The organism is Pseudoalteromonas sp. (genome assembly GCF_041613455.1).
In the GTDB taxonomy this organism is placed as follows: Bacteria; Pseudomonadota; Gammaproteobacteria; order Enterobacterales; family Alteromonadaceae; genus Pseudoalteromonas.
Genome location: NZ_JBFJHD010000092.1, coordinates 1 through 11,565 on the forward strand (window position 1 = coordinate 1; position 11,565 = coordinate 11,565).

Below are 11,565 nucleotides of genomic sequence, written 5' to 3' on the forward strand. Positions count from 1 at the left end.
GCTTAAATGGGCGCATTACCGATGCCATAGCCAACCAGCAGTTATTTGCCCATGCAGGGCTTACAGCAACGCCCGACAATGCCCAGTTTATGATTTGTGGTAACCCGCAAATGGTTAAAGACACCACTGAATTGTTATTAACGCAAAATTACAAACGAAATCGGCGCAGAGAGCCTGGCCACATTACCGTTGAGCAGTACTGGTAAACAGGCTATAAACGGATAATAGCTATCAGCAATGCGTAAAATTTGCTATGTTTCGCAGCTAACGTATTTCGTGTTCATATTAGGAAAATTATGAAACCTTTATCTATCGCTTTTGCTCTCTTCTTTATTGGTGCAGCCGCACAGGTGTATGCTACTGAACAACACAATTCAGAGCCCGAAACGCAAACGGCGACTGAGCAGGTTAAAGCACAGCCAGCAGCCAAAGCGACTAGCAGCGCGCAAGCCAAAGATAAACTCAATACTTTAGAATACCAACAGCCAGTATTGCAGCCCCCCGTTATCGATAAAAATCAGGTAGACGACTCAAAAGTATTGGGTACTGAAGCGCCTCAGCCTGCCGCTAAGCTCATTGATAAACAACAAAAAGCCCAAGCCATAGCCGAAGCCGAGCAAGCGGTTACGCAAGCGAAAGACGCACTTACGCTTAAGCAGCAAAATAAGGCTAAACAATCACGCGAATCACTTGCTGTTATTGAGCAGTTGGTGAATGCCTATAATGCGCGCAATATCGAACAGTTTTTGCGAATGTACGACGAACAGGTGGAGTTTTATATTTTCCCTAATGAGCTACTATTTAAAGGAAAAGAAAAGCTGATTGCACGTTATGGCTTAATGTTTAAAAAGCTCAAGTGTATTCATTCTTCCCCTATAAAGCGTATTGTGCTTGGCGATATAGTTATTGATCATGAGTTGTCAGAAACCTGCTCACAAGACGCTAATGTTATCGATAAGCGCTCGGAGCTTATCTCAAGTTACCAAATTAAAGACGGCAAAATTATTAAGGTGTTATTTTTTAGATAACCACTCAGCCCACTGCCATTTAATCACGAAAGTAGAGCGCTTACTACGTTACTGCGTGGCGCTTAATACACCACCGAGCAGCAATAGTAGGGCGCAGGCGGCAATTTATAGTAGGCTCAAGCAGGCATGTATTTAAATGGCTAGCAAGTGAGAAAGAGCAGCCCAAAGCGCTGCTCTATAAAAGGGTGATAAACGTTTAAGCGGCAGAGACAATCGCATTAAAGCTGTCGTTATCGTGTAGGCTGGCAAAGGCACTTTCGTGCAGTAGTTCATTACGTAAATTAGGCGACAAGTCTAACGCCATTTTTATATCGGCCAAGGCATCGGCATGCTCATGAATTAATGCATAGGCACACGCACGTTGCCAATAGGCATAGCCATAATTACTGTCCATCTCCAGCGCTTGGTTACATAACTCCACCGCTTTTTCGGTTTCGTTTAGTTCCAGTAAAGCATCGGCTTTATAGGCAATGGCTTCAATATCTTCGGGGTTGCGCTGGAGTATTTCGTCAAAAATTTCAATTTTATTGGCAAAATCACTTTCTAGATTGGCGCGCATCCACAGTGAGTGAACCTCGTTGGTTAGTGAAATACGCTCTTGGTTGCTGAGTATTTCTTCAGAGCGCACACGGAGTTTTTCTTCAAGCACTTTTAACCGATCTTCGTATTCGTCGGTGATCACACTCACTCGGGTGTTTACGATATCTTCCACTTTATTTTTCACATCGCGCAGTGAATTCCAGCCTACTAAGACCAAAATAGAAGCGGTGGCGGTAATAATGAAAAATACATTATTAATGGTGTCTGTGGTGTAAGTAAGTGCTCGGTCTGCGGTATCAAGTTGCGCATGGGTTACTTGTTTGGTTACATCTTCACGAAGCTTTTGCTGATCTTGACGTACGGCTCTGAGTTCATCAAGAATATAACGCTCCATCAGCGGTTTATACATAGGCGCTGTTAAGCCATCAACAGCTTTATTTTGTTGTTGCTCGGTGGGGGCAAAAGGGTCTTCTTCAACAGCGGCATTGGCTGCGGTGTTAGTGGTCACGCAAATAAAAAGTAGTAATAAAAAGTAACGCATAGTACGCCTAATCAATTAAATCAATAAATCGCTACAGCAACTTTAACACGCACAGATTCAGGGTACTAGGGCAGTTGTTGATTCGAGAGTCACTTTATAGTGCAAGTTGGGTAATTAAGTAAATTTGCTCAAACAGTAAACGCAAGGCAAAAAAAACCAGCTCGGGGTGAGCTGGCAAAAACTACTTAAAGCAACATAATGTCAAAGGGAAAAACAATAAGTTAGGTCGCATAATAACGTAAATTAGCTGAACAATTACTTAATTCAACGGCGCTAATTTACAAAATAATAAAGCGCTATAAAACAGCAAAAATATCCCCTATTACGTGTAATAGCGAAGGGGAATATAAAGCTAATGACTCAATCGTTATAGCCACTTTCAAACCTTACAATTTACATTACGAGCTGTAATCTTGTGTCGATCATTATTCTTCTACATTTTATAACCAAGATTAACTATTAGTTATTTCATGCTGACAATATTCACTGTTATACGCGTTTTCATAATTCGTTACCGCCTCTGTTAACGCCACAATATGGCTCATACATAATGCATTTTGCTGGCGGTTAGCAGCAAGCTCTAAGGCACTGGCAAGAGCACTTAAGTTATTAGCAAGTACCATTTGCGCTGCGCCTTTAAGGCGGTGAGCCACCGAAGCTACTAAAATATAGTCATTGGTAAAGAGGGCATTATTGAGCTCGTCTAAATCGACTTTACAACTAGCAATAAATTCCAGTAATAACATTTTTGCAGCCTCAGGGGAGCCAAACATCGTTGCCAATTCTGCACTGTTGACTATTTGCTGCTGAGTTTCGGGGTTATCGTTAATTGCTTCTAAAGGAGGGAGGTGAGCCACTTTTGGTAAATATTTACTGAGTTTGGCTTGTAGTGTGCTTTGACTCACTGGCTTGCTAATGTAGCCATTCATGCCTGTTGCAATGCAAAGCTCAGCTTCACCAATTAACGCATTAGCGGTAAAGGCAATAATAGGGATATTATTGTTGCGCTGGCGTAATTTACGAGTTAACTCGTAGCCATCGAGTACCGGCATGTGGCAGTCTGTAATTAATAAATTATATTGCTGTGCTTCTAGTGCTGCCAATGCTTGGGAGCCGTTTTCGACATAATCGGCGTAATACCCTAAACTCTCGATTTGTCGCTTGATTACTTTGCGGTTGGTAGGGTGATCTTCAGCCACTAAAATCAATCGTCCGCTGGCAATGGCTTGGGCTTTAGTTTGTGGTTTAAGCTGCTTAACAAGCCGAGTATGTGGTTTTATTTTGTTGCTCGTTTTAGTGGTGTTTAGTAAATCCAGTAATGGTGTTACTAATAAAGGATTGGTCGATAAATAATAATCTGCACCGTATTCGTATTTTTCCGCTGCGCATAACTTTGTCCAGATAAAGCCCGGAAAGTTGCTTTTAAGGGTGATGATATCGGCAATCTGATGAAATATAATCAAACCGTCATTTTGTTGTACAGAATTCAACCATGCAAGCTGCGCATCAAAAGTATCTTCAATAGCGAATTCAAGCTGCCAAAAGGTTAAGTAGTGTGCAACTAACTCAAGCTGTGGGCTACCGTCATCAAGCAGTAAGATAGCTTTATTAGCCGCAACAACAGGCTGCTCATTATTTTGATAAGCCGTTATAGGCAGCACAAAGCTAAATTCACTGCCAATCCCTAATTGACTCTTTAGATTAATTTCGCCCTCTAAACGCTCAACCAGCATTTTACAAATAGATAACCCTAAACCACTCCCCCCATATTGACGGTTAGTAGAACTTTCAGCTTGTACAAACGGTGCAAATAAGTTTGTTTGATTTTCAGGGGCGATACCCAGTCCGGTGTCGCTCACTTTAAACTCAAGCTGTTGCTTATTGAGTTGTTGCGTTAATACGCGCACTTCAATAGCAATTGACCCTTGGCAGGTAAATTTAACTGCGTTGCTGATCAAGTTTGACAGAATTTGTTGTAAGCGTGTTGGATCCGTTTGCACATGGCGATTCACTTGTGGTGCAAAGTAAAAGTCAATCTGTAAGTTTTTTGCTTGTGCGTTGGCCATATGGGTACGTATTGCGGTTTCTAGAATGTTCAGTAAATCACAAGGAATTTTTTCAATTGCAAACTGCTGATTTTCCATTTTACTATGATCAAGTACATCGTTAAGAATGTGCAGTAAGTTGTTGGCTGAAGTTATTATGGTGTTTATATCGTCGCGCTGCTGCACATCGAGTTGCGATTGTGCTAATAGTTCTGTGGCGCTGATCACGCCACTCAGTGGTGTGCGTATTTCGTGACTCATCATGGCCAAAAAATTTGATTTGGTTTTTGCTGCTTGCTCTGCTTTTATTTTTTCGGCACTGAGAGCGAATTCATGCTGTTTGCGTTGGTTTATTTCCAGCAGTATCCCATTCCACAAATGCCCGTTTGAATCGGCAACAGGAAACGCCACTAAGTTAACCCAATGATTATATGGAGGGTTAAGTACACACTCAAAATCAATCCCCTGGTGGGTGACCAGTGCTTGCTCTGCTGCTTGCATTAACTGTGTAACTTGTGGCTCAGAAAGTAAACTACTAAAATCATTTAAACTAGGTAGCAGCCCTTCAGTGGTAAGTTGTGTTTGTTTGAATGGGGTCAGTTCTTCAATGCCCTGACTAGCGTAAGTCAGAATAACTTGTGTACCGGTAATACTAAACTGTACTACTGCACCGGGTATTGCATTGGTAATTGACGTTAACTTTTGCTCAGCAACTAGCGCCCGTTGTTGCGCGATACGGCGAAAAGAAACTTCGCGCTTTAATAAGCGGTTTTTGTATAAAAATATACCCACCACCATAATAAACACGGCAGTGGCAATTAGGCTGTAAACAGTCAGCTTTTTAAGATCAATATCTTGTGCGTTGCCTAATTGTATCCAACTGCGAGACAACGCTTCTAGCTCTTCGTGACCTATTACCTCTAGCGCTTGATTAACTAATTGGGGTAAAACAGGGGCCTGCTTATTAATACCAATATGTACATCAACATTGTTATTAACTAATAAATTGGGCAGCAGTTTGTAGTGGTGTTGTTGCTCTTGTTCAAGCCAAGTTTGTGTATTACTTAATGTTGTAAACACCACATCAACTTGCTTCTTGTTCAAGAGTGCTAGACTATCAAGCATATTATTTTGCGTAATTAATTCACTGTTTGAAAAAAAGCTTTGACTAATTACGCGGGCGTAGTCGCCATTCGGCGAGGCTATTTTATATTGCCCCTGGCGTAATTGATTAATCGTTAATGTGCTCTCCTTTAACACCAGTAAATTCCACGAGGTGGTTAAATAGGGCTCAGAAAAATTCATTAATTTAGTACGCGCTTTCGTTTTTAATACCGCAGGAATAATATCTACTTGGCCGCCTTCAAGCAGTTGAAAAGCATCTGTTTTAGAATATGAGGGGATATACTCTAACGTTACCCCTAGTAGAGTTGCAATGCGTTTTAATACACTGATTGATAAACCACTAGGCTCACCCGCTTCATTTATCATAGTAATGCTATGCCAACGTGGCAACGTGGTGTAGCGTAAAATAGGATTTTGCGTTAGCCAGTTTTGCTGTTGTTGATTAACCATCATAACGTTTTTTTTATCATGTTGGTGCCACTGACTGGAATGCGAAACGATCGTCGATAGTGTGAGAGGGTCAGTATCAGCAATTAATTGATTGAGGGTTTTATTTAGTTCGTGATTATGGCTGGCTAATGGTAGCCGCCATTGTTTTTCAGCTAAGGCATCCAATGTGAGGGTGGTAAATTGCTCTTCATCAAGTTGAGATAGTAAATACTGATTAGTTAACGCATCACTTAATCGGGCGTTGGCTAAACGATAATTAAGCGCTGGCGTAATATCGTCAAAACGTTCTAATGTAAATTGATTTATGAGTGGGAATTGCTTATCAATATATGGCTTCTGCACATCATATTTAAACATTGCTAGCTTTAGGTTGTTAGTGGTTGCTAGCGAAAAAGCGGGGTGAGCAAGTTCTTTGGCAATTAATAACGTTCGTGGCACCGTTAACAGTGGTTTACTCAAAGTTAAGTAATCTTGTCGTGCTTCGGTTAGCTGCAAAAATAGCCCAATATCAATCCGCCCTTTAATCATCGCTTGTTCAAGTTCGGTAATCGAGTCGAATAGTTGATAATGCACCTGCATTTCTAATCGTTGCGCTAAAAATTTAATATAGGCGGGGTAAATACCAGCAATTTTATTGCTATCGTCAATGTCGAAATAAGGTATATAGCGGGCTTTGAGAGTACCAACATTGAGTACTTTTTTATTGGTTAAGTTGTGTGTTTGAGAACTGTCGGACAGTTGCTCTGCCGTAGCATGAATACTAAACACACAGCTTAATGCAACACAGATAGTTAGTTGTAAACCTAAAAAAGCACGATAGTACATGGTTATCCTAAGCTTCTGCTTGAAAAAAGCTAATGGTAGATTCGATAAAGCGACAATATTGAAAGTAACGTTCGCTATCTTCGAGTTGAGTTTTGTTTAACGTAATGCTGTGTTTAGCTAATAAATAATAATGATTTAATTGCTCGGGAGGTAAATCTAAAGGGATAGCTTTACTAAAGCCGCGTACCAGTAATTGAGCTAACGGTAAGTCAATACCATAGGTTTTAATAGCCTTTATGGTCATGGAAACGGCCTGTAAATTCTGCCCGCTTTGTTCGGCGGCTTTAATTTTTCTGATTTGTGCATCAAGCTGTTGCTGATAAATACGGGTGTAGCGCAAAGTATTTTGTAATAACAAGTGTTGACTAGGATCCCGAGTATTAAGCTGTTCAATAAAATCAGGTAATGGGAGCGCGAGTTTGCGATATATATGGACAACATCTAACTGGCAATAAAACGGCAGAGTAATATAACTGCCATAATCACTGTATTGTTTGACAATGTTAATGGCGACTTGGCGATCCCCCACACATAGTGCAAAGCGTGCATCGAGTACATGCTTTATTTCGGTTAATTGCGCCGCTCGTGGGTTTTTTAAAATGGCGAGTCGCTTATTTAAATAAGTGGTTTTAAGCCGCTTAAACTCGCTGCCATAATTTCCTTCACCTAAGCTTTCTATTTGCGAAAGTAAGCAACGTAAAATATTAAAATGACAATCTATATTTAACCAACTTAATTGCTGTGTTACCCGTTGATAACGCTCGACACTTTGTTGCATATAGTCATTATTATTTAAAATGACTGCTAAGTTAAACTGGATCAGTAAACGTTGTGGATTATCGGGCGCTAGTGCATTCATTTGCATTAAATAGTCGTATGCTTGTTGCAGCAAGCCTTGCGCTAAACTAGCACTAACCCATAACTCAAGTGCGCCTAAACGGAATCTTGGTTGCGCTAACAAAGGATGAGCTACGTTGAGAGCTTGGTCAATATTCCCTTCTACTAATAACCAGTTAGCGTATTCTAGCCGAGCGTTATCATCGCCTCGTGAGAGTGCGTCTTGCAAAATATTATTCGCTGCAGTCGTTTGTCCATCCCAAGTCAGTAGTTGCACTTGATACTCAGTATAGTAAGTGGTGCTCATTAACTTATTTAGTTGTTGCTTTGCGGCAGCAAAACCGTGTTTTAAGTAACATTCTTCGAGCTCTTTTAAAGCCTGCTTTTTGCGAAAAATCAACTTCATTCGGGGCAGCATATTATTCATATTAAATGGCTTAACAAAGTAACCATCGGGTTGCCATTCACTAAAACCTTGCACTACCGCACGTGAATGCTCGGCGGTAACAATAAATACTGCACAATTTTTGGGGATCAGTTTAGCCATATGTAAATGCGCTAATAATTGTAGTCCGTCGGCATTTTGCCCTAAATTATAATCAAAAATCATAAAGTCAAACTGCCGATACTGGCAAGCATTCAACGTAGCACGGGTGTCTTTTGCAAGCGCAATATATTGTGGTAGCGCCCCTTCATTAAGCAGCATTAGCTTAATGGCCGATAAAATTAAACTGCTATCATCAACCACTAAGATGCGTTTATTACGTAAAAAACTCATTAATTGTATTCTTGCCCTGCTTGATTTAGTTGCGCTGTAATCGCTGGATACTGCAATTGCCATTGCGAATACCAGTGAGTTAATTTTTCTGCTTGCATGGGCTTTGCACAATAAAACCCTTGGCAAATATCTGCCCCTTGCTGTTGCATATATCGCCATTGCTGATTAGTTTCAATGCCTTCTACTACCACCACCATGTTAAGTTTTTTTGCCAGTTGAATTGCCATTTCTGTAATGATTGCTGATTGTGGGTCGTTAAGAATCTGTGAAATAAAACTACGATCGATTTTAACTTCATTAAATGGGTACTTGCTTAACTGCTGCAGTGAAGAGAAACCTGTGCCAAAATCATCTACCGATAAGTTAAAACCATGCATCCGCAACCGAGATAATAACTCTAGCGAGATATTATCTTTGAGTAACGGGATTTGTTCGGTAACTTCAAAGGTTACTCGTTGATACTTTGCCAATGCCATAAGCGCTTGATTGTTTAAAATATCGTCAATAGTGACGTTGTTTAAGCAAGATGGCGTTAAATTAATTGATAATTTAGTTTGCAAAAATGCGGGCGGTAATGTGTGAAGCGCCGTGGTTGCTTGACTAATCATCTGAAGTGTAAGCGCAGGCATCAATCCCGCTTGCTCAATTTGTTCTATAAAGTAAAACGGCAAAAGCAAACCGTGCTTTGGGTGCTGCCAACGACATAACACTTCAAGGCTAATACACTCACCAGTAGAAAACTCTATTTGCGGCTGAAAAACACTAATAAATTGACCGGCATCTAATGCCTGTTGCAGTGTGTTGCGACAGGTATCGACAATAAGGTAAGTTGGCTTTTTTTCTTTTTTTTGAATAAAGCGATTGTGGTACTGCTGAAAAAAATAGCTTAATTGTCGCAGCGAGCTAGGTTTAGGCATAATACCCAACAAGCTTAGGCCAAAAGTATCAACTAAATTCGCTGCAGCGCGCAGTATGCTGCTATCTGATGCGCTAGATAAAATAATACTGCCAGAAAATTGTTGTTCAGCTAGCAATCTTAACAAGGCTAAGCCATCTATGTTAGGCATAGCTAAGTCGCAAATGATAATATCGGGCGGGGAGCTTGATACAAGTTGTATAGCTTGATAGCCATCACTGGCTTGGTCAACTTGGCTTACATTCAGTTGGCTTATCATACTTACTAACGCATGGCGTTGAAAAGCATGATCATCGACAATTAAAACTTGCATACAATCTATATACCCTATAGATGGTTGGTGTATTTTGAACGCACGATGTAACTGTGCGTAACTATTTGGACATTTTTTACTGTGCTACATGAAACCAAGCTGATTGGTATTATTGTTTGTATAAACAGCTATAAAAGTTCAAAGTTGAGTACAAAATAACACCGCAATTGTAAACAAAATCAGTGGATAAATCAATGTGGGAATAGATTATAAATTCTTATTTGACTTGCTATCACGAGAGAATAGGGGATGTGAAATCACTAAAATACACAACATGGGTACTATAGAAAAAAGCGTTATAACTAATTAAATAACGTGTATTTTACAAATAAAAAGCTAGTCATTGTTCATAAAAAAGAAGAGTTAGTTAGTCAATATGCTATGAGATCTCTTTGCTATTGCATACGGATGAATAAACGAATTTAACAATAGGCTGTCTAGCGTTTCGCTGGCTTAAAACCCGCTATAAACCTATATTAATAATTAACTGAAAATTTACAGTGATTAATTTGATTATTTAAATTTTAAGTTGTTGTTATTAGTGTTGGCATTAAGTGCAACTACGCCATTTTTTATTGTTCTAAAAGGATCTCAATATGAGTAATCATAAAACGGGCCAGTGCCCGGTTATGCATGGTAGTAATACCGTAACGTCAAAAACCAATACCGATTGGTGGCCAAACTCTCTCAACTTAGACATTCTTCATCAGCACGACAGTAAAAGCTCTCCTTACGACAGTGACTTCAACTACGCAGATGCCTTTAATAGTCTGGATCTGGAAGCCGTTAAAACCGATTTGAAAAACCTAATGACACAAAGCCAAGCATGGTGGCCAGCAGACTGGGGCCATTATGGTGGCTTGATGATCCGTATGGCATGGCATTCGGCTGGCTCATACCGTTTAGCCGATGGCCGTGGTGGCGGTGGCACGGCAAATCAACGCTTTGCACCACTGAGTTCGTGGCCCGATAATGCCAACCTCGATAAAGCGCGGCGCTTACTGTGGCCAATTAAGAAAAAGTACGGCAATGCCTTATCGTGGGCCGATTTAATTATTTTAGCCGGTAACATGGCGTATGAATCGATGGGCTTAAAAACCTTTGGTTTTGCTGGCGGTCGCGAAGATATTTGGCACCCAGAAAAAGACGTGTACTGGGGCGCTGAAAAAGAATGGCTTGCGCCCAGCGATGAGCGTTACCAAAGTGTTGATAAACCCGACACCATGGAAAACCCTTTAGCTGCCGTACAAATGGGCTTAATTTACGTCAACCCAGAAGGCGTTAATGGTCAGCCTGATCCACTGAAAACCGCCGAGCAAGTACGCGAAACCTTTGCCCGTATGGCGATGAACGACGAAGAAACGGCGGCTTTAACCGTGGGGGGCCACACGGTGGGTAAAACCCATGGTAATGGTAAAGCCGAAAATCTGAGCCCAGAGCCCGAAGCGGCCGATATATTTGAACAAGGGCTAGGCTGGAATAATCATAAAACCCGTGGTATTGGCCGCGATACCATGACCTCGGGCATCGAAGGCGCATGGACCACACACCCCACTAAGTGGGATAACGGTTATTGTGAATTGTTACTCAAGTACGAATGGCAGCTGACCAAAAGCCCAGCCGGCGCTTACCAGTGGGAGCCGGTAAATATAAAAGAAGAAGATAAACCGGTAGACGTGGAAGATCCTTCTATTCGCTTAAACCCGATTATGACCGATGCCGATATGGCAATGAAAATGGACCCCACGTACCGTAAAATTATCGAACGCTTTTACCACGATTTTGACTATTTTAGTGAGGTGTTTGCCCGCGCGTGGTTTAAGTTAACTCACCGCGATTTAGGCCCTAAATCGCGTTATTTAGGCGCCGATGTGCCAAGCGAAGACTTAATATGGCAAGATCCTGTGCCCACGGTTGATTACAGCTTAAGCGACAGGGAAATTAGCGAGTTAAAAGCTAAATTACTCAATTGTGGTGTGAGTGCCAGCGAGCTAATTAATACCGCTTGGGACAGTGCGCGCACCTATCGCTGCTCAGACCATCGCGGCGGTGCTAATGGCGCGCGAATTCGCTTAGCGCCACAAAAAGATTGGCTCGGCAATGAGCCACAGCGGTTAGCTAAGGTATTAGCGGCACTTGAAACGCTACAAGCGGGATTAGCAAAACC

General features: G+C 41.3%; 6 protein-coding genes and 1 pseudogene. 3 read left to right on the forward strand and 4 right to left on the reverse strand.

From position 1 onward, the window contains the following. Positions 1–206 (forward strand): annotated as a pseudogene (locus ABYB02_RS09930) (ferredoxin--NADP(+) reductase); the annotation flags it as partial. Between the two features lie 90 nt (positions 207–296). Continuing rightward, a complete protein-coding gene (locus tag ABYB02_RS09935) occupies positions 297–1,028 on the forward strand; it encodes a nuclear transport factor 2 family protein (protein WP_372762307.1) in 732 nt (243 codons plus the stop codon). Between the two features lie 196 nt (positions 1,029–1,224). On the opposite strand, the gene ABYB02_RS09940 is transcribed toward ABYB02_RS09935, so the two are convergent. The 4 genes from ABYB02_RS09940 to ABYB02_RS09955 all read right to left on the reverse strand — a co-directional run bounded on the left by ABYB02_RS09940 (position 1,225) and on the right by ABYB02_RS09955 (position 9,398). After that, positions 1,225–2,109 (reverse strand): tetratricopeptide repeat protein, encoded by an 885-nt coding sequence (locus ABYB02_RS09940; RefSeq protein WP_372762308.1) that lies wholly within the window; start codon positions 2,107–2,109, stop codon positions 1,225–1,227. Positions 2,110–2,561: 452 nt separating this feature from the next. Next, positions 2,562–6,554, reverse strand: a complete 3,993-nt coding sequence (locus tag ABYB02_RS09945; RefSeq protein ID WP_372762309.1) for an ATP-binding protein — start codon at positions 6,552–6,554, stop codon at positions 2,562–2,564. Between the two features lie 7 nt (positions 6,555–6,561). Continuing rightward, complete coding sequence (locus ABYB02_RS09950; RefSeq protein ID WP_372762310.1) at positions 6,562–8,169, reverse strand: response regulator; 1,608 nt, start codon at positions 8,167–8,169, stop codon at positions 6,562–6,564. After that, entirely contained in the window at positions 8,169–9,398 is a 1,230-nt protein-coding gene (locus tag ABYB02_RS09955; RefSeq protein ID WP_372762311.1) for an EAL domain-containing protein, read from the reverse strand. Before ABYB02_RS09955 ends, ABYB02_RS09950 begins: the two co-directional genes overlap by 1 nt. Positions 9,399–9,994: 596 nt before the next feature. On the opposite strand from ABYB02_RS09955, the gene katG reads away from it, so the two are divergent. After that, the coding region (katG, locus tag ABYB02_RS09960) for a catalase/peroxidase HPI (RefSeq protein WP_372762312.1) at positions 9,995–11,565 on the forward strand (1,571 nt) is incomplete at its 3' end.

Coding starts and splice junctions, on each gene's coding strand:
- ABYB02_RS09940 (WP_372762308.1), bottom strand. CDS start 2,109: ATGCGTTACTTTTTATTACTACTTTTTATTTGCGTGACCACTAACACC.
- ABYB02_RS09945 (WP_372762309.1), bottom strand. CDS start 6,554: ATGTACTATCGTGCTTTTTTAGGTTTACAACTAACTATCTGTGTTGCA.
- ABYB02_RS09950 (WP_372762310.1), bottom strand. CDS start 8,169: ATGAGTTTTTTACGTAATAAACGCATCTTAGTGGTTGATGATAGCAGT.
- ABYB02_RS09955 (WP_372762311.1), bottom strand. CDS start 9,398: ATGCAAGTTTTAATTGTCGATGATCATGCTTTTCAACGCCATGCGTTA.
- ABYB02_RS09935 (WP_372762307.1), top strand. CDS start 297: ATGAAACCTTTATCTATCGCTTTTGCTCTCTTCTTTATTGGTGCAGCC.